Here is a 19,797-nt window from a genome sequence, read left to right on the forward strand (position 1 = left end):
GGAGACACCTGCATGAAACCCCTGAGCGGACTCGACGCGACCTTTCTCTACCTGGAGACACCCGAGACGCCGATGCACGTGGGCTCCTTCTGCCTCTACGAGCTGCCGCCGGGCTTCAAGGGCAGCTTCCACCGCGCGGTGAAGGAGCACATCGCACGGCGCATGCACCTCGCCCCGATCTTCACTCGGCGGCTCGCCTTCATGCCGTTCGACCTCGGCCATCCGATCTGGGTCGAGGCCGATCAGGTGGACCTCGACTTCCACATCCACAAGGCGCCCGGGCGCAGGCTCACCGTGCGCCAGGCCGAGGCCGCCGCGGCGAAGCTGCATTCGCGGCTCATCGACCGTGAACATCCCTTGTGGGAGTTCCACATCTTCGACGACATCCGGCCGCCAGCGGACATGCCGCACGCGGGACGGCTCGCCGGCTTCTACTCGAAGATCCACCACGCGGCGCTCGACGGCAAGGGTGGCACCGTGCTCGCGAACGCCATCCTCGACATCGGCCCGACGCCGCGCGAAGTGGCTCCGCCGGACGACGCGGGGAGGCCCCGCAAGGCCAGCGAGCTGAAGATCGGCGAGATGATCGGCGCGGTGTTCTCCAATTCGCTCGTGCAGTACGCGAAGCTCGCGCGCTCGCTGCCCGCCGCGGCCTCGTCGCTCGGCGGCACGATCGCGCGCCGATCGGTGCGGGGCGGTGGAGACGGGCTGCGCGCGCGCATGCCCCTGCAGCTCGCGCCGCGCACGATCTTCAACGTCGGGATCACGCCGCAGCGCGCGTTCGCGACCGCGACGCTGCCGTTTGCCGAGTGCAAGGCGCTCGCGAAGAACGTCGGCGGCAGCTTCAACGACATCGTGCTGTGGATCTGCGCGACCGCCCTGCGCGACTACCTCGCGCGGCACGGCACGCTGCCGAAGAAGCCGCTGGTCGCCGCGATGCCGGTGAGCCTGCGCGAGGAAAGCAACAAGGAGCTGAACAACCAGGCGTCGATCACCGTCGTGCAGCTCGGCACGCACATCGGCAATCCGCTGAAGCGCATGAATGCGATCCTGGAATCGACCGCGAAGGTGAAGGAGGCGCTCGCCGGGCTCAAGTCCGTGCTGCCCACCGACTACCCGTCCCTCTTCGCACCCTGGCTCGTGGGCGGCGCGGGCAAGGCGGTGTTCAGGACTTACGGCCGCTCGGGCATCACGGAGCGCCTGCCTGCGATCGCGAACCTCGCGATCAGCAACGTGCCCGGGCCGCAGGTGCCGCTGTACCTGGCCGGCGCGCGCATGGTGACGTTTCATCCGCTGTCGATCGTGATGCACGGTCTTGCGCTCAACATCACGATCCAGACGTACGCGGGCCGCGTGGACTTCGGGATCATCGCGGACAGGAAGGCCGTCCCGCACGTGCATGACCTGGCCTCGGCGCTCGAGCATGCATTCGAAGAAGCGAAGGGGCTCTTCGCCGCGCCCGACGTGCAGGCGCCCGAGACGAAGCCGCCGCGCAAGAAGCCTGCAAAGAAGGCTGCAACGAAAGCCCCCGCAGGTGTCGCGCGCAAGCGCGCGGCCGTGGCCGAGGCCGCATGACGGCCTCTGGCTCATCCGGGCCTTCGCCGGATGGCCACGCCTGTGAAATGAACGAGGTTTGCGAGGACTTTCTTCGCGCGAGCGGCGGCCACGCGAGGTTGCGCAGCGCGCCATGACAAACTGCCGTACAGTGACCCGTCAGGAAATTTCCCCCATGACAACAGATGCCGACTCCGACCTGAAGCCGCCGCACCTCGGCCTCCTCGCGCTCGAGCTGCGCGCGCCCTGGGAATTCGGCTCGGTGCTGGCCGCCTGGCCCGCGCTGCATCGCGCGCCGCGGGGCGACGGCCATGCGGTGATGGTGTTCCCGGGTTTGTCCGCGGGCGACGCCTCCACGGTCCCGCTGCGCCGCTACCTCGCGTATCTCGGCTACGAGGCCCACGGCTGGCGCCAGGGCTTCAACTTCGGCCCGCGCGCAGGCGTGCTGGAATCGATCCGGCGCGAGCTGCGGGATGCCTGCGAGTCGAGCGGCCGCAAGGTGAGCCTCGTGGGCTGGAGCCTGGGCGGCGTCTATGCGCGCGAGCTCGCGAAGGAGTTCGAAGACAACGTCCGCTGCGTGGTGACGCTCGGCTCGCCTTTCGCGGCGCCCCCGAAGGCGACCAACGCGTGGCGCATCTACGAGCTGGCGAGCGGACGCAGCGCCGAAGAGGAACACCGGCGCAGCGGCGCGCTCAGCGAGGCGCCTCCCGTGCCGACCACGAGCATCTATTCGCGCAGCGATGGCGTCGTCGCATGGCGCGGCAGCATCCAGCCGCCCGATCATGCGCGCACCGAAAACATCGAAGTGATCGCAAGCCATTTCGGCATGGGCCTGAACCCGAGCGCGTGGTGGGCGGTGGCCGACCGGCTCGCACAGGCCGAAGGCGAGTGGAAGCCGTTCGACCGCTCCGGCCTCCTGGGCATCAAGGCGCTGATCTATCCCGATCCGCACCGCGCGTGAGGGCCGCCTCGCCGACCGCACAAAAAGAGCCCGGCCACGGCCGGGCGGAAGATTCCAAGGCATCGGGGCAACAGGGTCTGCCCCGAACCGATGTTGGTGGGCCAGCCCGGTTCCTGCCGTAGGACGAACGCCCGTGCGCATTCGCGCATTTCTCCGACAGCCGCGGAACGCGGGGCCGGTGCCATGTGCGGTGGGCCCGCGCGATCAGCCGCGCGCCTGCCGCAGAAAGCGGCGCACGTTGTCCGGGTCGCTGCCGACGCACATGACCGCTTCTTCGAGCTCCTCTTCGCTGCAGTGCAGCCACTTGCACCAGTCGCGCCGTTCCCACGCTTGCTCCAGGTGGATCAGCGATTCGTTCGCCGCCGCACTCCCCGCATCTTCGAACATGGCACGTTCCTCCTTGGGTTGCGGTGCGATCGTGGCGCGCGCCTGGAATGCATTGCGACGGCACGCGCTGCGACCGGCCGTGCGAATTCCCTTTTGCGGTGTGTAGGACGAACGGACGGGCTTGTCGGTGCGCGACGGTAAGATGCCGCCCATGCTGAAGAAATCCCTCATCGTCCTTTCCCTCGTCGCCGCCTGCTGCGCGGCGCAGGCCCAGTCGAGCCCGGCCAAGAAGGACCTCGTGAACCGTATCCTGAAAGTGCAGCAAGCCGGCATCGAGGCGCTCGCCCGCAACCTGGTCGAGGACCCGGCGCGCGGGCTCGTCGTGCGCGCGGACCAGTACATGTCGCAGCGCGTCGCGGCCGACAAGCACCCGGCGATGGCCAAGGAGATCGATGCCGACGTGAAGAAGTACCTCGACGAGGCCGTGCCCTTCGCGAAGGACCGCGCGGTGAAGCTCGCCCCCTCGACCGTCGGCGCCTTGCTCGAAGAAAAATTCTCCGAGGACGAGCTGAAGCAGGTTCTGGCGTTCCTCGAGTCGCCGGTGTACGTCAAGTTCCAGCAGCTCGGCCCCGACATGCAGAAGGCGCTGGTGGACAAGCTCGTGACCGACGTGAAGCCCACGATCGAGCCGAAGGTGCGCACGCTCGAGCAAAGCATGGCGAAGCACCTCGGGGTCCCGCCGCAAGGCGCTGCGTCGAGCCCGGCCGTGCCGGCCGCCAGGCAGCCGGCCCGGCCGGCAAGCCGGTAGGCGGCCCACGGCTGGCGGCGTTTTCCGACGCCGCTTCGCGACCCGCGCGGGCACGCCGGGCGGGTGAGGCACGGTCTACTCGGGCGCGAAACCGCACCGAGCCCACCGCGATGTCCACCGCGATGTCCACCCCCCGCCGCAAACTCCTGCAAGTCGCATCGCGCCCCGGCCCCGCCGACCTGCTCGCGTTGCTCGCGGACCTCGGCTGGGATGTGGTGCACGCGAAGAGCCTCAAGGCGGCGCGCGCGCTCATGCGGGGGCAGGACTTCCTGGTCGCCCTGCTCGCGATCGAGGCGGGCGCGCGCGAATTCACTCAGGATTTCGAAGCCTTGCGCGAATGCAGCGAGGCGTGCGAATGGGTGGCGCTCCTGCCGCGCGGCGCGCTCGAATCCTGCGAGTGGCTGCGCGAGCTGGTGCTGCACCACGTGTTCGACTACCACACGCACCCCGCCGATCCGCGGTTTCTCGGGCAGTCTCTCGGCCACGCCTGGGGACGCGCGATGCTGCGCCGCCGCTGCCTCGCGACGGCGGCGGACGACCTCGGACTCGTCGGACGCAGCGCTGTCACCGCGCAGCTCAGGCGCCTCGTGCGCCGCAGCGCCGCGAGCGACGCGTGCGTGCTGATCGAAGGCGAATACGGCACCGGCAAGGCACGCGTCGCGCGCGCGCTGCACGCCTGCTCGTCGCACGCGGCGGGGCCGTTCGTCGCGATCGATTGCGCGACCCTCGGCGAGGACGCGCACGAACGCTTCGCCCGGGCGGCCGGCGGAACGCTCTTTCTCGCCGACGTCGCGCACCTGACGCTCGGCGCGCAGGCGCGTCTTGTGAGGTTCCTCGCGGAGCAGAGCGTGCTGCGCACGAAGCTCGGGCGCGACGGCAGCGGCGCCACCCGCGTGGTCGCTGCGTGCGAGACCTCGCTTGCCGAGGCGGTCCACGCCAAGCGTTTCCGGCAGGACCTCTTCTTTCGCCTGAGCGTGATCCCGCTGACGCTTTCGCCGCTGCGGCTTCGCAAGGAAGACATCGAGCCGCTTGCGCATCACTTCCGCTCGACGGCCGCGTCCGCGCGCGCAAGCATCGCCCGCGGCTTCAGCCGCCGCGCGCTCGCCGCGATGAAGGAGCACGCGTGGCCCGGCAACGTGCGCGAGCTCTCGAGCCGCGTGCGCCGGGCGCTCGTGCTCGCCGAGCGGCGGCTGATCGGGCCCGAGGAGCTCGGCCTCGAGGCGAAGGCCGCCGGGCCGATCGACAGCCTTCAGGCCATCCGCGTGCAAGCGGAGAAGGACGCCGTCGCGCTGTCGCTCGATCGCGCGAGCCAGAACGTGTCGCTCGCCGCGCGCGATCTGGGCGTGTCGCGCATGACGATGTACCGGCTGATGGCCAAGCACAGCATCACGCCGCGCGCCTCGGCCTGAAGCGCGGGGGGAACGCCTTCAGGCCCCGAGCCCGACCTTCGAATTGAAGCTGTAGCACGCCGCCTCGAAACTGCGAATCTCGAACAGCGCCTCCTTCAGGCTCATCTCGCCTTGCTCCAGCAGCTTGCCCGTGAGGTGCTCCGTGAGCGGCTTCAGCCTGGCAAGCAGGGTCTTCGTCTCCGCGTAGAGACGCTCGCTTTGCGTTTCCATGATCCCGCGCGTTTCCTCATCGAGGTTGCGCCCGGCATCGCTCGAGAGCGCGCCGAAGTTCAGCCGCGTCTTGCGATACATGCCCATCTCGGCCACGGCATGGTGCAGCAGCTTCGTCACGCGCGTGATGTCGTTGTGCGCGCCGTTGGTCGTGCCCTCTTCGCCGAAGAAGAGCTCCTCGTTGGCCATGCCGCCCAGGAGCACTCTCACGTCGTGCTCGATGTCGGACTTCGTCTTCAGCAGATTGGCGCCCTGCTTGTGAAAGACGAAGCCGAGCGCGTTGTTGCGCGGATTGGCCTTCAGCGAAATCTTGAGCGTCTTCATCTCCGCAAGGACGGCTTCCCAGTCGCCGCCGGCCTTGCTGCGCTCGTGCTCGAAATCCACGAGGAAGTGGCCCCACTCGTGGATCGCGATGATGCGCCGGTCCCTCTCCCGTTCCTTCGTCGTATTCGTGTTCACGTTGCCGACCAGCACGCGCTCGGCGGCCTGCATCAGCGTCTCGGACGTGATGAGGTCGCCCGCCTGCACCGCCGTGATGCCCGCCTGGTTCACGATCGTCTCCAGGTCGGCGGGGCTGCGCCCTTCGGTCACCTCGACGATGTGCCTGAGGTCGATCCGCGCCTCGACCTTGTCCGCGCGCCGCTGCAGATAGTGCTCCACGATCGCGAGGCGTTCCTCGCGATTGGGCAGGCGGAAATCCACCTTCATCTGGAAGCGGCGCAGCATGGCTTCGTCCATCTGCATCGTCTCGCTGTTGAAGTTCGAGGCGACGATCCAGATGATCTCCGCATCGTGCCGCGTGCGCACGCCGTCCAGAATCGCGAGCAGTGAATTCTGCGTGTCGTCGTCGAATTTGCGATGGCCCCCGCGCTTCATGAACAGGTCCTGCGCCTCGTCGAGGAACACGATGCAGCGCTTGCGCCGCCTCGCCATGCCGACGATGCGCCCGAGCGTGTTGGAGCCGCCCGCGACGTAGCCGGTTTCCAGGTTGGCCGCCGAATGGAAGAGGATCGGCAGGTTCAGCTGCTTGGCGAGGTAGCTCGCGAGCTTCGTCTTGCCCGTACCCGCGGGGCCGCTGAACATCACGTTGAACGGCTTGTCGACGCCGTATTCGGCGTACTTCGCGCGCCGCTCGTACTGGTCCTTGATCTGGAACACCTCGGACTTGATGTCCTGCATGCCCACCAGGTCGTCGATCGAGCCTTGCACCTGGTGGGGCTCGATGAACTTGAGCGACTTGAACTGGCCCTTCAGCTGGAACGCGAGGAAGGCGAGCAGGCCCAGGCTGAGCGCGGCGGAAAGCGCGCCGCTCACGCCCGCCTTCCAGCCGTCCTTCTCGGACTGCGGGCGGGCGCTGCCGAAGCGCTCGTCCAGGCGTTCGAGCATCGCCGAGCCCGCAACGCTCAGCTCGGAGCGCGGGATGAAGACGATCTTCGATCCCCACGATGCGTTCACCGCCTTGTCCGAGAAGATCTTCGTTTCCATGTCGCTCGGGTAGTACGCGTAGTTCTTCCCCTGCGACTCGATGAGCACGATGCGCTCGGAGATGTTCCACATGAGCGGCTTGTAGACCACCGTGATGCGCTCGATCGGATGCGATTCGACGAAGCCGAGGATCGAGCCGGTGCCGAAGACGACCGGCAGCCGGTCGTCGAGCGTCCAGAGCGCCTCCGAGGAGCCGTCGTTCATCGCCTTCAGCTGTTCAGCCACGGCGGCCTGCCGCTGCCAGACCACGAACGAATACGTGCCCGTGAGGGGGATGAGCAGCAAGACGCTCAGCACCAGCACGCGCACCGCGGTGGACTGGATCGTGAACCAGTCCTGCACGCGGTTGGCGGCCTTGCGCACGGCGGCGAGCCCTCGGGAGGCGCGTTCGGGGGTTGGGGAGGTTTCTTTCGGAGAGGACAATTCGGACATGGGCGTTCCTGCCGACGAGGGAGCGTTGTGGAGCCGCCGCGCGAAGCGCGTTGGCCGGAGGTGAGACTCCTTCTGTCAGAAGCATCCTACAGAATCGGCGCTCGCGAGGCGAGCGGCGCAGCCGCCCCACGGCCGGGCACGACACGGCCACGTGAGAAATTCACGTCTTTGCGCGGTGCGTTGGCAGCGAGCGGGATTTACCCTAGGAACCGAACGGCGCGGGCGCGATCCAAATAAGTGGCCGGGTTTCTTTTCAAGTTTCTTTCCCGGCTGTTTGTCCCTCGGAACGCAAGGACCGGGGGATTTTTTCGAGCCACGCGAGCGCCGCTCGCTCCGTGTCGAAGCGAGCCATTCCAGGAGTCCCTGCGAGTGGATTCGAATCGACGTCCACGAGTTCCGCTGTCGCGACGACCGCCACGGCGAAGCCCGCAGGCAGCACGCGCTGCAGCCGATCGCCGATGAGAAACGGCCCCTCGACGCCCGGTGAAGCGCCGAGCTGCCGCAAGTCGAGCACCATGTGGTCTTCCCCCGCGCGCAGGGCCGCCGCCTTCAGCTGGTAGGCGAGCGAGAGCGCGTCGTTGTATTCCCACTGCCCGGTCACGCCCACGCGCAGGTGCCGTTTCTGGTGGCGGACGGTGACGATCAGCTTCATCGTGCCGTCCAGCTTGCCACGGCCCGCATGCCGCGTGCGCCCGGTGTAGCAAGCCGTGACAGATCGACGGGGCGCGGCATGGAAGAGAATGTCGGCACTCGCACCCGGAGGCCGAGCATGCCCGTTGTCGACGCCAGCGCCGTTTCCTATGCACGAGCCGCACCCGATGCACGCATCGCATCGGACACCGCGGACCGCATCGAATGGGTGCGCCTCGCACTCGCCTACCTGCCGCTCGCCACGCCCGTGAGCGACGCCAAGGTGCTCACGGGCGTGCAGAAGCCGCTCACCGAAATCGCGTTCGTCTTCTGCGAGATTCGCACGCGCGACGGCCACGAAGGCCTCGGCTTCGGCTATTCCAAGCGCGCCGGCGGCCCCGGCATGTACGCGCACGCGAAGGAAATCGCGCCCAACTTGCTGGGCGAAGACCCGAACGACATCGCGAAGATCGCGACGAAGCTTCAGTGGGCCGGCGCCTCGATGGGCCGCGGCGGCATGACGGTGCAGGCGATCGCGCCCTTCGACGTGGCGCTCTGGGACATGAAGGCCAAGCGCGCGAAGCTGCCGCTCGCCAAGCTGCTCGGCGCGCATCGCGATTCGGTCCAGTGCTACAACACCTCGGGCGGCTTCCTGCACACGCCGCTCGACCAGGTGCTGCGCAACGTCGATATCTCGCGCGAAAGCGGCATCGGCGGCATCAAGATCAAGGTGGGGCACCCGGACCTCGCGGTGGACTTCCAGCGCGTGGGCGCGGTGCGCAAGCTGCTCGGAGACGGCTTCCCGCTGATGGTCGACGCGAACCAGCAGTGGGACCGCCCGCAGGCCACTCGCGCGTGCCGCGCGCTGGAACCGTTCGATCTCACCTGGATAGAGGAGCCGCTGGACGCGCACGACTACGAAGGCCACGGGCAGCTCGCGCAGCGTTTCGACACGCCGATCGCCACCGGCGAGATGCTCACGAGCTTCGAGGAGCATTCGCGGCTCATCGCGGCGGGCACCGATTTCATCCAGCCCGATGCGCCTCGCGTGGGCGGGATCACGCCGTTTCTGAAAGTGATGGCGCTCGGCGAATTCCATCGCCGCAAGCTCGCGCCGCACTTCGCGATGGAGATCCACCTGCATCTCGCGGCGGCCTACGCGCTCGAGCCGTGGCTCGAGCATTTCGAATGGCTCGCGCCGCTTTTCAACGAGCAGCTCACGCTGAAGGACGGCCGCATGTGGCTGCCGGACCGCCCGGGGCTCGGCTTCAGTCTGTCGGAGCAGGCGTTGCGCTGGCAGGCGGAGCAAGTGGAGTTCGGGCGGCGCTCTTGAGCAAGTCACGGCGGTTTTCCGCCCACGCTCAATTGTCCAGACGGCAGATGAATCCCAAGCCGACGCCGTGTGAAGCCCGGGCCGCGCGCGAGTGCCGCGAAGCGCGATGCGTTTGGCTTGCGCTATGGCGCGACGGACTGCGCTCGCCGATGCCTGGATCGCGCCACCACGGCCGCGCGCAGCCAGCATTCGCGCAGCAGCACGGCGGTCGCCCACATGATGAGCGCGCAGAACACGATGTCGCTCAGGAAGTGCCCGCCCTGCGCCATGCGGGCGGCGCCGACGACGAAGCCCGCGGCCATGCCGATCGCGAGCCAGCGCAGGCGCTTCCTGCGCGCGCCGAAAACGCCGATGGCGAGCAGCACGAAGCCGCCCGCCGCATGCCCGCTCACGAACGAGCAGTTGCGCGGGCAATAGGATGAAGGCGCGAGCGCCTGCTGGAAAGGCATCGGACCGCCGAATGCCTCGATGCTCCCCGGGCGCGGGCGGCCCCAGTGGTCCTTCAGCGCCACGTGCACGACGAGGCCCACGCCCACCACGCCCGCGAGGAGCAGCATCGCGCCGCGGCGCCGGCGCGCGCGCAGCCCGCGCGGCCCCAGGAGGCGCGGCGCGAACAGCGAGACCGCGGCCCATGCGCCCAGCAGCCAGCCGAGCCAGGGCATGCTGCGATAGATGGCGCGCGACCAGAGCCAGCGGTCGCCGGCGAATCCGTTGCCGTCGAAGAAGAGTCCCGCGACCTTCACGTCGAGCCCCGGCCACATCGTGAAGACGATCGTCGCCACCGCGATGGACAGCGCGAGCGCGACGCGTTCGATCTGGCGAGTCTTCAGCACGATCATGGCCTGCGCCCCGCTCCCATCCACAGTTGCACGGTGACCCGCCCGGACGTGGCGGAGGCGAGCCGGCTCCACTCGGGATACGCCGCGCGCATCGCCTCGTCCGGACCCGATTCGGCCAGCAGCAGCACCTGCTGCGGCAGCGCCTCGCCCGGGTGCCGGAGCGGGCGGAACTGCGCGAAATGATTGTCGGGCGTGCCCGGATACGGCCACGCGAAGACGGGCCGGTGGGCGCTGCGCCACACGTAGTCCGCGTGGGAGATGAGGTCTCGGCGCGACGCCACGACCGGAAGGCCCGGCAGCGCATCGAGCGAGGGACGCAGCGCCTCGAGCGCTTCGGTCCAGCCGCGCATGCGCGCCCAGAGGTCGAGGTTGTCGCGGCCGGTGAGCGCGATCTGCGCATGGCCCGCGAGCGCGAGCACCGCCGCGAGCACGACGCCTGCCGCCGCGCATTGCAAAGCCCGCACCGGCGCGATGAAGCGATCCGCCTGCAGCGCGAGCCACAGGCACAGGCCCAGCAGCGCGGGTGCCGTCCAGTTCACCTGCGCCTTGGCGTGCAGCGCCTGCACGGCGCCGATGGCGAGAATGGGCCATGCGAAGGTGAGCGCGAACCAGGCGGCGTCGCCGCCGCTCGCGAAAACCTTGCGCATCGGCTTCGCACGACGCATGCAGACGGCCAGCACGCCGAGCGCCACCGGCCCGAACGAAAGGACCTGCCCGGCCACATATTCCGCGAAGAGGCCGACGTGGCTGCGACCTGTCGCGGGCACCGAGTTCACCGTGATCGCGGCCGTGTGGAAGAGCGTGGGCCATCCGTTCGCCGCGTTCCACAGGACGTTGGGCAATGCGATCAGCGCGGCCACGACGCCCGCGAGCACCACGCCCGTGAACGTGCGGCGTCCTCCATACCAGGCCAGCACGAGCCAGCTCACCGCGATCGCGCCCATCGAGTATTTGGAAAGCAGCCCGCACCCGGTGGCCACGCCCGCGGCCATCCACCACGCGTTCACGCTCCTGGGGCGCTCCCGATCGCTCCACGCACGCCATGAGAACGCCATCGCGAGCGACCAGCAGAAGACGAGCGGACCGTCGGTGGTCGCGACGAGGCCGAGCAGGCCCGCGGTCGGCGTCGAGACGAAGAGCGCCGCGGCCCACACCGCAGCGGTGGGGCCGGAAGCCCTCCGCGCGGTCCAGGCGAGCGCGAATGCCGCGGCGACCCAGCACGCCATCGAGAACACGCGCACGCCGAAGAGGCCGTCGCCGAAGATCGCGGTCGAAGCCGCGATGATCGCCGCGATCCCCGGGGGCTTCGACCAATAGCCCCACGCGAGTTCGCGCGACCAATCCCAGTATTGCGCTTCGTCCACGTAGAGCCCGGCACCGCTTGCTTCCATCACCGCGATGCGCAGCAGGAGCACGCCGGCGAGGGCGGCGAGCAGGACGAACAGCGAGGCGGGCCGGGGTGGCCGCTCAGGCATGCCACCCTTCGTCGTTGCCGAGCTCGGGCGTGTTGCGCAGGTGGTAGGGCCGGGCATGGCCGCCGTCGTAGTAGACGCGCGTGAGGATTTCCGCGAGCACGCCGGTGCAGAGGAACTGCAGCCCGCCCATCACGAGGAAAAAGCCGAGGGCAAGGAGTGGACGCGAGCCGACGTCTTCGCCGCCGAGCTTGAGTACGAGCAGGTAGGCGAGCATCGCGAGGCCCGCGGTGCAGCTCGCCAGGCCGATGCCGCCGAAGAAGTGGCCGGGGCGCGAGCCGAAGCGCAGGAAGAAATGCATCGCAAGCAGGTCGACGATCACGCGGAAGGTGCGGCCGATGCCGTATTTCGACTGCCCCGCCACGCGCGCGCTGTGGTTCACCGGCTCCTCGGCCATGCGGCTCGGGCTCGTCACGGTCGCGAGCCACGCGGGGATGAACCGGTGCATCTCGCCGTAGAGGCGCACGCGATGCAGCACTTCCGAGCGGAACACTTTCAGGCTGCAGCCGAGGTCGCGGAATTCGAGCCCGCTCACGCGCCGGATGAGCCGGTTGGCGAGCATGGAAGGAAAGCGTCTGAGGAAGAAGCCGTCCTGCCGGTCGCGTCGCCAGCCGGCCACGAGGTCGAGGTCTTCGTTCAGGAGGCGTGCGACCATGCGCGGGATGTCGCGTGGATCGTTCTGCAGGTCGCCGTCGAGCGTGGCGATCACGTCGCCGCGTGCGGCATCGATGCCGGCTTGCATCGCGGCCGTCTGCCGGAAATTGCGCGCGAGCCGCAGCACGCGGATGTGCGGGCCGGTGCGCGCGGCTTCGCGCGCGAGCGCCGCGGCCGTGCCGTCCGTGCTGCCGTCGTCCACGACGATCAGCTCCCAGGGGTGCGGATAGGCGGCGAGCGCGGATTGAACGGCTTCGACGAGCGGCGCGGCGTTTTCCGCTTCGTTGTACATCGGCACCACGACGGAGAGGCGGTGCGGGGCCGGGCCGGTCGCGGGCACGGGGATGTCGCGCGCAACGGGGTCGGCGGGCGAGGCGATGAGAGTCGGGTCCATGGGTCAGTTGTCCGCGACGCAGTGAGTCTGCCGCCGCCGATGAAACACATCCGTCATTGCCGCCTTCGCGGGGATGACGGCGAGGCTGGATGCGCTCGCGGCAACGCCTGGCGCAGCGATGACCACGACGATGACGAGAGGCCGTGCCACTTCAGGCTGCCTGCAGGGGTGCGCGCGCCGCGACGACGCGATCGCGCCAGAGCGCGATGGCCGCGGCGCCGAGCGCCACGGCGAGGCTGAACGCGTGGACGGCCAGCGCGGCGGCCACGAAGCTCCCCTGCTGCGCCTCGGGCAGATGCGAAGCAATCCACGCGCCGGCTTCGTACGTGCCGAGCCCCGCCGGCCCTTGAACCGGCAGCACGCCCGCAATCTCGCCGCCGAGCCCGGCTCGCGCGGCGGCACCGACGCCGAAGCCGCCGAGCAGCATCATGAGGCCACCGTTGGCCGCCACCTTGAAAGTCCAGTTGCCCGCGCTCGCGGCAAGGCCGAGCCACGAGGACGGACGCGGAACGAGCGACACGGCCAGGAGCACGAACGCAGCCACGAGCAGCAGCCGCGCCGCGACGGGCCACGGCACGAGCAGGAGGATGGACAGCGCGAGCAGCACCGCCGCATCCTGCACGCGCCACCACGCAAGGCGCGGCGCGGATTCACGCCAGCCGACACCGAACTCGCGCTGCACGAGGTAGAGGTAGCCCGCCTCGCCCGAGCGCAGCGGCAAGAGCAGCACGGCGGCGTTGTGCAGCAGCACGAGACGCAGGCACGCGAAGAAGCCGGCATGGCGCACATGACGCCACTCCTGCTGCAGCCTGAGCGCGCGCAGCGCGTGGCCGGAGAGCAAGGCCACGCCGGCCGCGAACCATGCCGCGGCGGGCACGCTGCCCATCGTGCGCCACAGCGCGTCGACATCGGCATGGCGCAGCAGCCACTGCCATGCGGCAGCCAGAAGGACGAGCGGGACGAGGCAGCGCAGCACGAGGCGTGCAATGCGCCGCGAAGGCGCGGCGGGGCGGCCGGCGGATAGCTCGTCGGCGGAGGATTCGCGGCTCAGGAACATCGGCGGGGGGAGAAAAGCCCGGGCACGCATGCGGGCCCGGACGGGCCTGCCAGTATGCCCCAGGCGCTTGGGCGCATTGTGTCAGAACGACAGGGTGTAGGACACCACCGCGCGGTCGCGTCGGGGTGCCCGCGAGGCCCTGTTACGGTGCGCTCACAGGCTGAAGCGAAGGCGGCACACTGCTTGCCAAGGCAAGCACGGAGTCTGTATTCATGGAAAGGGTCTGGGGCCCGGTCAAGGGCTTCTACATCGCAGCCTATGCGGCGCCCGCGGGCGACGGAGACCGCTATTGCAGCTACGCGAAGGTCTCCGTGCGCGCACCGGCGAACTACTGGGATGCCGACGAGGTCGTGTTCAAGCTCTTCGGCGGCGAATACCATTCGACACCGGAAGCCGCGCTCCTGTCGGCGCAGCTCGTCGCGCGCAACGCGATCGGCGCCATCCCGCCCGGTGCGCTCACCCTGCTCGAACTCGGCCTGCACAGCGCCTCGAAGCAGCTCATCTACTCCGTGGGCAGCTCGATTCGCCACCGCATGGCCTGAGCGCCTGTGGCGCGGCACCCACAAGCCACGGGAAAATCGAGCGGCGACAAACACTTCGAGCAGGAACCAAACTATAGAATTCATAGCGATGGCAATTCCGCTGCCCACCTACTACGACGTCCTGCAGGTCGAACGCGACGCGACGCCGGAGGGCATCCGCCACGCCTGGCGCCGGCTCGCGCACAAGTACCACCCCGACAAGATGCCCGGCAACGCGAATGCGGTGCGCGCGATGGCGGCGATCAATGCCGCGTACGAAGTGCTTTCCGATCCGCACCGCCGAGCCGAGCACGACGTGTGGATCGAGCGGGCCGAGTCGCGCCCGATGGGGCTCGCCGGCGGGCCGGTGCAGTCCGAGGAGGCCGCGGGGCCCTGGGCCGTCCTCAATCCGCTCACGGGCTGGCCCTGGTACCTGCTCTTCGCGACGATGGCGTTCTCGCTCGGAACGATCGTGACGGCGCTCTACATGACGGCGATGCCGGCGCGGTAGGCGGCCTCGCCGGCATCGCGGCCGGCATGCGCTACATCTTCGGCTGAAGCAAGCTCACCCGGTTCTTCTCCGTGTCGAAGAACGAGACGTACTGCCCCACGCCGGGAATCTCCATCGGCTCGCCGAGCACTTCGCCCCCGGCCTCTTTCACCTTGCGCATGGAAGCCTGGATGTCCTGCACCGCGATCACCACGGACGGGTACTGCGCGGGCCAGTCGTTGTTGCGCTGGTAGAAGCCGCCGTTGATGGCGCCGCGAGCGGCGTCGGGCGGCGCTTTCTCGCTGCCGGGCTTGGCCGTGGTCGCGAGCACGTAGTGGCCCATGTCCTCGCCCAGGACCTGCATCTCCCAGTCGAAGGCGGTGCGGTAGAAAGCGACGATGCGCTCGCGGTTCTCATAGGGGAATTCGAAATGAACGACGGGGTCCATGGCTGCTCCTGGCCTCGAAGGCCGATGCGGGACGTGGAGCATATACTGGCCCGCGCAACAGCGCATTCGAAAGAAAGCTCATGAGCGAAGCCTACGTCTACGACGCGATCCGCACCCCGCGGGGCAAGGGCAAGAAGGACGGCAGCCTGTACGAAGTGAAGCCGGTGAACCTGCTCGCGGGCGTGCTTGCCGAACTGCAGCGGCGCAACGATTTCGATACCGCTCGGGTCGACGACGTCGTGATGGGCGTCGTGTCTCCGGTCGGCGAGCAGGGCTCGGTGATCGCGAAGGTCGCCGCGCTCAAGGCCGGGTGGGACTGGCGCTGCGCGGGCGTGCAGCTCAACCGCTTCTGCGCATCGGGCCTGGAGGCCGTGAACATCGCCGCGCAGAAAGTGCGCTCCGGCTGGGAAGACCTGGTCGTGGCGGGCGGCGTGGAAAGCATGAGCCGCGTGCCGATCGGCTCCGACGGCGGCGCCTGGGCGCAGGACCCGGAGACGAACGCGGCGACGGCGTTCGTGCCGCAGGGCATCGGCGCCGATCTCATCGCCACGCTCGAGGGCTTCTCGCGCGAGGATGTCGATGCGTATGCGCTCGAGTCGCAAAAGCGCGCGGCGAAGGCGCGCGAAGCCGGCTTCTTCGCGGGCTCGATCGCGCCGGTGAAGGATTTCCTCGGCCAGACCCTTCTCGAAGAAGACGAGTTCATCAAGCCCCACACGACGATGCAGGGGCTCGCCGCGCTCAAGCCCGCGTTCGAGCAACTCGGCGCGATGGGCTTCGACCAGGTCGCGATCGGGCGGTATCCGCAGGTGGAGCGCATCGACCACGTACACCACGCGGGCAATTCGTCGGGCATCGTCGACGGCGCGGCCGCGATCCTCATCGGCAGCGAAAAAGCGGGCCGCGCGCATGGCTTCACGCCGCGCGCGCGCATCGTGGCGGCGGCGCTTTCCGGCGCCGATCCGACGATCATGCTCACCGGCCCGATGCCCGCGGCGCGCAAGGCGCTCGCGAAGGCGGGCATGACCCTCGAGCAGATCGACCTCTTCGAGGTGAACGAGGCCTTCGCCGCGGTGCCGATGCGCTTCATGAAGGAGATGGGCGTGCCCCACGAGAAGGTGAACGTGAACGGCGGCGCGATCGCGATGGGGCATCCGCTCGGCGCGACGGGGGCGATGATCCTCAACACGCTGGTGGATGAACTGCACCGCAGGAAACTGCGTTACGGGCTCGCGACGCTCTGCGTAGGCGGCGGGATGGGAATCGCGACGATCGTCGAGCGGCTTTGAACATCGTTGCGGCACGACAGCAGCCGGTTGCGGGCACACACACATGAAGACGATCCGGTACGACATCGCCGACGGCATTGCCACCATCACCTTCGACGAGCCCGATTCGCCCGTCAACACGATGTGCCTGCAGTGGCAGCAGGACATGACCGAACTCGCTGAGCGCGTGCTGCAGGATCGGGAAGCGATCCGGGGCATCGTGCTCGCTTCGAACAAGACGAGTTTCTTCGCGGGAGCCGACCTGAAGGGCACGATGCGCCTGAAGCCCGAGGACGCCGCCGAGGTCTATCGGGGCATCGAGCGGGTGAAGAAGAACTTCCGCACGCTCGAGACGCTCGGCAAGCCCGTGGTCGCGTGCCTGAACGGCTCGGCGCTCGGTGGCGGCTGGGAAGTGGCGCTGATCGCGCATCACCGCGTCGCGGTGGACGATCCGAAGATCCAGTTCGGCACGCCGGAAGTGAACCTCGGCCTCATCCCCGGCGCCTCGGGCATCACGAAGATGACGCGCCTGCTGGGCCTCATGGGCGCGCAGCCCTGCATCATGGAAGCGAAGCTCTTCGATCCGCGCGAAGGGCTCGCGATCGGCGTGGTGCACGAACTCGTGCCCGATGCCGGCTCGCTGCGCGCGGCCGCGCTCGCCTGGATCGATGCGCATCCGCAGTCGCAGCAGCCCTGGGACGACAAGAACTACCGCATCCCCGGCGGCACACCCGACAGCCCCAGGCTCGCGGGCATGCTCTCGGTCGCACCGGCGATGCTCAGGCAAAAGACGCGCGGCCTCTACCCCGCGCCCGAATACGCGCTCGCCTGCATGGTCGAAGGCGCGCTCGTGGACTTCGACACCGCGCTGCGAATCGAATCACGCTATCTCGCGCGCCTCATCGTGAGCCCGGTCGCGAAGAACATGATCAACACGTTCTTCTTCGACATGAACGCGATCAAGTCGGGGCGGTCGCGGCCGAAGGACGTGCCGAAGTACAGACCTCGCAAGGTGGGCATCCTCGGCGCCGGCATGATGGGCGGGGGCATCGCCTATGCGCAGGCGAGCCGCGGCATCGAAACCGTGCTGCGCGACGTGACGCAGGAGAAAGCCGAGCTCGGCAAGGCGTACAGCACGAAGGTGACGCAGCCTCGCGTCGACAAGGGGCGCATGAACGCGGGCGAACAGCAGGCGCTCGTGGCCCGCATCACCGCGACCGAGTCGCTGAAGGCGCTCGAAGGGTGCGAGCTCATCATCGAAGCCGTGTTCGAAAACCGCGAGCTGAAGGCGCGCGTGACCCGCGAAGCCGAGCCGTTGCTGGCCGAAGGCGGCTTCTTCGCGAGCAACACGTCCACGCTGCCGATCACGGGCCTCGCGAAGGCGAGCGCGCGGCCGCGCAAGTTCGTCGGCATCCATTTCTTCAGCCCCGTGGACAAGATGAAGCTCGTGGAGATCATCCGCGGCGAGCAGACCGACGACGAAACCATCGCGCGCGCGTTCGACTACGTGCAGGCGCTCGGCAAGACCCCGATCGTCGTGAACGACTCGCGCGGCTTCTTCACGAGCCGCGTGTTCGGCACCTTCGTGATGGAAGGCGCGGCGATGGTGAGCGAAGGCATTCCCGCCGCCGTCGTGGAGCAGGCCGGTCTGCAGGCGGGCATGCCGGTGGGGCCGCTCGCGGTGCTCGATGAAACCGCGCTCTCGCTTTCCGTGCACGTGCTCGACCAGACGCGTGCCGACCTGCGCGCCGAAGGAGGCACCTACATCGCGACGCCGGGCGAACTGCTCGTCGAGCGCATGGTGAAGGAGTTCGACCGCAACGGCCGCGCGGCGGGCGGCGGCTTCTACGAATATCCGGCGGACGGCCGGAAATTCCTGTGGCCGAAGCTGAAGGAGCTCTTCGAGAAGCCGGACGCGGCCTGGGACATGCAGGAGCTGAAGGACCGCCTTCTCTATCGCCAGTCGGTCGAGACCGCGCGCTGCCTCGCCGAAGGCGTGCTCACCACCGTGCACGACGCGAACATCGGCTCGATCTTCGGCATCGGGTTTCCGGGATGGACGGGGGGCGCGCTGCAGTTCATCTACGGCATGGGCATCGATGTCTTCCTGCATCGCGCGGAAGTGCTGGCTTCGAAGTACGGGCCGGGGTTCGTCCTCGCGCCGCGGGTGAAAGAAGCGATCCGGCGGCACGAGCCGAAGTGGGACGCGCCCCCGGCCCCGTGATGCGTTCCCGCTGGTACTTCGGCTGGAACATCGTCGCGGCGAGCGCCATGCTCACGCTGCTGTCGTCGGGCATGCGCCTCAGCTTCGGGCCGTTCTTCCTTCCGATGGCGCACGACCTGGGCTTCACCCGCAGCCTGCTGGCGACCATCGTCGCGGCGGGACAGTTCGCGTATGGATTGGCGATGCCGCTCGCGGGCCTGCTGATCGCGCGCTTCGGCACGCGGCCCCTGCTGCTCGCGGGCAACGCGCTCGTGATCGCATCGGTGCTGTGGACCGTGAGCACCGACAGTGCGTTCGCCTTCCTGCTCGCCTTCGGCCTGCTGCTTTCCGTGGGGCTCGCGTTCACGAGCCCCGTCGCGCTCACGCCCGTCATCAGCCACTGGTTCGCGCGGCGGCGGGGCATGGCCCTCTTTTTCCTCTCCACGGGTTCCATGGCCGGCCTCGCGGCGATGACGCCCATCCTGAGCTTCGCCATCGGCCATTTCGGCTGGCGGGCGACGCTGGTGGCGTTCGCCGCGGTCTTCACGCTCGTCACCGTCCCCGCGGCCCTCTTCGTGATCCGCGACGATGCGCCCGAACATGCCGATCTGCCCCCCGGGGAATCCGCGGTTGCCGATGGCAATGCCGCCCCGGCGCCGCAAAGCCTGAGGCTGCGCGACGCCATGCGCACGGCGCCATTCTGGAAGATCTTCTTCGGCCTCTTTTGCTGCGGCTTCAGCATGAATCTCCTCGGCACGCACGGCGTTCCGATGCTGATGGACCACGGCTTCGATCCATTCACGAGCTCGATGGGCATCGGCCTCATCGGCTTCGTCGCCATCGGCGGCACGCTCCTGCTCGGTCGCTGGGCCGATCGGCTGCCGCGCCGCCACATCCTCGCGGCCATCTATTTCGTGCGCGGCATCGGCTTTCTCGCGCTCGTGATGGTGGGCACGCACTGGGAGCTGTACCTCACGTCCACCGTCGGCGGGCTGGTGTGGGCGGGCAGCATCGCCGTGTCGTCGGCGATCCTTGCCGATGTCTATGGCGTTCGGCTGGTGGGCGTGCTCTACGGAATCGCCTACGTGGGCCACCAGGCCGGCGGGACGCTCAGTTCCTGGCTCGGAGGCTGGGGCTTCGAGCGCTTCGGGACGCACTGGGTTTCGTTCGGGGCGGCCGGCGTCCTGCTGATCGCGGCGGGATTCGTTTCGCTTCGGCTGCCGCGCAAGGGCTTCACGCTGATGGCGCGGCCCGAAGCCGGGCGGGCCACTTGGTTGACTCAGTCAATCAATTGAATCACACTGG

General features: G+C 68.6%; 18 protein-coding genes. 10 read left to right on the plus strand and 8 right to left on the minus strand.

All coding sequences use genetic code 11. The annotated features are described in order from the left end of the window. Positions 1-12: 12 nt before the first annotated feature. The gene (locus VHA82_RS12695; RefSeq protein ID WP_325544139.1) at positions 13-1,575 is read left to right on the plus strand and encodes a wax ester/triacylglycerol synthase family O-acyltransferase; all 1,563 of its coding nucleotides are present in this window, start codon (positions 13-15) and stop codon (positions 1,573-1,575) included. A gap of 154 nt (positions 1,576-1,729) precedes the next feature. Next, on the plus strand, positions 1,730-2,515 hold the full coding sequence (locus VHA82_RS12700; RefSeq protein WP_325544141.1) for an alpha/beta hydrolase: 786 nt from the start codon (positions 1,730-1,732) through the stop codon (positions 2,513-2,515). Positions 2,516-2,719: 204 nt separating this feature from the next. Here the strand turns inward: VHA82_RS12700 and VHA82_RS12705 are convergent, their stop codons facing one another. Further along, the gene (locus tag VHA82_RS12705) at positions 2,720-2,902 is read right to left on the minus strand and encodes a DUF3606 domain-containing protein (RefSeq protein ID WP_325544143.1); all 183 of its coding nucleotides are present in this window, start codon (positions 2,900-2,902) and stop codon (positions 2,720-2,722) included. 151 nt (positions 2,903-3,053) lie between these two features. On the opposite strand from VHA82_RS12705, the gene VHA82_RS12710 reads away from it, so the two are divergent. Together VHA82_RS12710 and VHA82_RS12715 are read left to right on the plus strand one after the other, a co-directional pair. Further along, positions 3,054-3,650: a DUF2059 domain-containing protein gene (locus VHA82_RS12710; protein ID WP_325544145.1), complete on the plus strand. Its 597-nt coding sequence runs from the start codon at positions 3,054-3,056 to the stop codon at positions 3,648-3,650. A 122-nt stretch (positions 3,651-3,772) separates the two neighbouring features. Next, positions 3,773-5,059, plus strand: coding sequence for a sigma-54-dependent transcriptional regulator (locus VHA82_RS12715; RefSeq protein WP_325544147.1), 1,287 nt, complete (start codon positions 3,773-3,775; stop codon positions 5,057-5,059). An 18-nt stretch (positions 5,060-5,077) separates the two neighbouring features. On the opposite strand, the gene VHA82_RS12720 is transcribed toward VHA82_RS12715, so the two are convergent. Then, the gene (locus tag VHA82_RS12720) at positions 5,078-7,117 is read right to left on the minus strand and encodes an AAA family ATPase (protein ID WP_325544149.1); all 2,040 of its coding nucleotides are present in this window, start codon (positions 7,115-7,117) and stop codon (positions 5,078-5,080) included. A gap of 322 nt (positions 7,118-7,439) precedes the next feature. Beyond that, positions 7,440-7,838, minus strand: coding sequence for a hypothetical protein (locus VHA82_RS12725; RefSeq protein ID WP_325544150.1), 399 nt, complete (start codon positions 7,836-7,838; stop codon positions 7,440-7,442). A 117-nt stretch (positions 7,839-7,955) separates the two neighbouring features. Here VHA82_RS12725 and VHA82_RS12730 point away from each other — a divergent pair, with 117 nt between their 5' ends. Then, complete coding sequence (locus VHA82_RS12730) at positions 7,956-9,149, plus strand: L-talarate/galactarate dehydratase (RefSeq protein WP_325544152.1); 1,194 nt, start codon at positions 7,956-7,958, stop codon at positions 9,147-9,149. Between the two features lie 122 nt (positions 9,150-9,271). Here VHA82_RS12730 and VHA82_RS12735 read toward each other — a convergent pair whose 3' ends face one another. The 4 genes from VHA82_RS12735 to VHA82_RS12750 all read right to left on the minus strand — a co-directional run bounded on the left by VHA82_RS12735 (position 9,272) and on the right by VHA82_RS12750 (position 13,565). Then, the gene (locus tag VHA82_RS12735) at positions 9,272-9,988 is read right to left on the minus strand and encodes a phosphatase PAP2 family protein (protein ID WP_325544154.1); all 717 of its coding nucleotides are present in this window, start codon (positions 9,986-9,988) and stop codon (positions 9,272-9,274) included. Continuing rightward, positions 9,985-11,463 carry an ArnT family glycosyltransferase gene (locus tag VHA82_RS12740; protein ID WP_325544157.1) on the minus strand — a complete coding sequence of 493 codons (1,479 nt, stop codon included), beginning with the start codon at positions 11,461-11,463 and terminating at the stop codon, positions 9,985-9,987. The genes VHA82_RS12735 and VHA82_RS12740 overlap by 4 nt, the downstream gene beginning before the upstream one ends. After that, complete coding sequence (locus tag VHA82_RS12745; protein WP_325544159.1) at positions 11,456-12,508, minus strand: glycosyltransferase family 2 protein; 1,053 nt, start codon at positions 12,506-12,508, stop codon at positions 11,456-11,458. Before VHA82_RS12745 ends, VHA82_RS12740 begins: the two co-directional genes overlap by 8 nt. 151 nt (positions 12,509-12,659) lie before the next feature. After that, on the minus strand, positions 12,660-13,565 hold the full coding sequence (locus VHA82_RS12750; RefSeq protein ID WP_325544161.1) for a hypothetical protein: 906 nt from the start codon (positions 13,563-13,565) through the stop codon (positions 12,660-12,662). A gap of 212 nt (positions 13,566-13,777) precedes the next feature. Between VHA82_RS12750 and VHA82_RS12755 the strand changes: the two genes are divergently transcribed. Together VHA82_RS12755 and VHA82_RS12760 are read left to right on the plus strand one after the other, a co-directional pair. Further along, complete coding sequence (locus tag VHA82_RS12755; protein WP_325544163.1) at positions 13,778-14,107, plus strand: hypothetical protein; 330 nt, start codon at positions 13,778-13,780, stop codon at positions 14,105-14,107. An 88-nt stretch (positions 14,108-14,195) separates the two neighbouring features. Beyond that, positions 14,196-14,597, plus strand: a complete 402-nt coding sequence (locus VHA82_RS12760) for a J domain-containing protein (protein WP_325544165.1) — start codon at positions 14,196-14,198, stop codon at positions 14,595-14,597. 31 nt (positions 14,598-14,628) lie between these two features. Here the strand turns inward: VHA82_RS12760 and VHA82_RS12765 are convergent, their stop codons facing one another. Next, a complete protein-coding gene (locus VHA82_RS12765; protein ID WP_325544167.1) occupies positions 14,629-15,024 on the minus strand; it encodes a VOC family protein in 396 nt (131 codons plus the stop codon). 80 nt (positions 15,025-15,104) lie between these two features. On the opposite strand from VHA82_RS12765, the gene VHA82_RS12770 reads away from it, so the two are divergent. Genes VHA82_RS12770 through VHA82_RS12780 form a run of 3 tightly spaced genes read left to right on the plus strand, consistent with a single transcriptional unit; the run spans position 15,105 to position 19,787 of the window. After that, entirely contained in the window at positions 15,105-16,310 is a 1,206-nt protein-coding gene (locus VHA82_RS12770; RefSeq protein WP_325544169.1) for an acetyl-CoA C-acetyltransferase, read from the plus strand. Positions 16,311-16,353: 43 nt separating this feature from the next. Next, positions 16,354-18,513 carry a 3-hydroxyacyl-CoA dehydrogenase NAD-binding domain-containing protein gene (locus VHA82_RS12775; RefSeq protein WP_325544171.1) on the plus strand — a complete coding sequence of 720 codons (2,160 nt, stop codon included), beginning with the start codon at positions 16,354-16,356 and terminating at the stop codon, positions 18,511-18,513. Then, a complete protein-coding gene (locus tag VHA82_RS12780; protein WP_325544173.1) occupies positions 18,513-19,787 on the plus strand; it encodes an MFS transporter in 1,275 nt (424 codons plus the stop codon). The genes VHA82_RS12775 and VHA82_RS12780 overlap by 1 nt, the downstream gene beginning before the upstream one ends. Positions 19,788-19,797: the final 10 nt, after the last annotated feature.

The organism is Ramlibacter sp. (assembly GCF_035548915.1).
GTDB lineage: Bacteria > Pseudomonadota > Gammaproteobacteria > Burkholderiales > Burkholderiaceae_C > Ramlibacter.

What these genes read in the sequence shown, in the direction of transcription:
- VHA82_RS12780 (WP_325544173.1), top strand. Translation starts at nt 18,513, where the DNA reads ATGCGTTCCCGCTGGTACTTCGGCTGGAACATCGTCGCGGCGAGCGCC.
- VHA82_RS12755 (WP_325544163.1), top strand. Translation starts at nt 13,778, where the DNA reads ATGGAAAGGGTCTGGGGCCCGGTCAAGGGCTTCTACATCGCAGCCTAT.
- VHA82_RS12725 (WP_325544150.1), bottom strand. Translation starts at nt 7,838, where the DNA reads ATGAAGCTGATCGTCACCGTCCGCCACCAGAAACGGCACCTGCGCGTG.
- VHA82_RS12740 (WP_325544157.1), bottom strand. Translation starts at nt 11,463, where the DNA reads ATGCCTGAGCGGCCACCCCGGCCCGCCTCGCTGTTCGTCCTGCTCGCC.
- VHA82_RS12700 (WP_325544141.1), top strand. Translation starts at nt 1,730, where the DNA reads ATGACAACAGATGCCGACTCCGACCTGAAGCCGCCGCACCTCGGCCTC.
- VHA82_RS12775 (WP_325544171.1), top strand. Translation starts at nt 16,354, where the DNA reads ATGAAGACGATCCGGTACGACATCGCCGACGGCATTGCCACCATCACC.
- VHA82_RS12705 (WP_325544143.1), bottom strand. Translation starts at nt 2,902, where the DNA reads ATGTTCGAAGATGCGGGGAGTGCGGCGGCGAACGAATCGCTGATCCAC.
- VHA82_RS12770 (WP_325544169.1), top strand. Translation starts at nt 15,105, where the DNA reads ATGAGCGAAGCCTACGTCTACGACGCGATCCGCACCCCGCGGGGCAAG.
- VHA82_RS12745 (WP_325544159.1), bottom strand. Translation starts at nt 12,508, where the DNA reads ATGGACCCGACTCTCATCGCCTCGCCCGCCGACCCCGTTGCGCGCGAC.
- VHA82_RS12715 (WP_325544147.1), top strand. Translation starts at nt 3,773, where the DNA reads ATGTCCACCCCCCGCCGCAAACTCCTGCAAGTCGCATCGCGCCCCGGC.
- VHA82_RS12765 (WP_325544167.1), bottom strand. Translation starts at nt 15,024, where the DNA reads ATGGACCCCGTCGTTCATTTCGAATTCCCCTATGAGAACCGCGAGCGC.
- VHA82_RS12710 (WP_325544145.1), top strand. Translation starts at nt 3,054, where the DNA reads ATGCTGAAGAAATCCCTCATCGTCCTTTCCCTCGTCGCCGCCTGCTGC.
- VHA82_RS12735 (WP_325544154.1), bottom strand. Translation starts at nt 9,988, where the DNA reads ATGATCGTGCTGAAGACTCGCCAGATCGAACGCGTCGCGCTCGCGCTG.
- VHA82_RS12730 (WP_325544152.1), top strand. Translation starts at nt 7,956, where the DNA reads ATGCCCGTTGTCGACGCCAGCGCCGTTTCCTATGCACGAGCCGCACCC.
- VHA82_RS12760 (WP_325544165.1), top strand. Translation starts at nt 14,196, where the DNA reads ATGGCAATTCCGCTGCCCACCTACTACGACGTCCTGCAGGTCGAACGC.
- VHA82_RS12750 (WP_325544161.1), bottom strand. Translation starts at nt 13,565, where the DNA reads ATGTTCCTGAGCCGCGAATCCTCCGCCGACGAGCTATCCGCCGGCCGC.
- VHA82_RS12695 (WP_325544139.1), top strand. Translation starts at nt 13, where the DNA reads ATGAAACCCCTGAGCGGACTCGACGCGACCTTTCTCTACCTGGAGACA.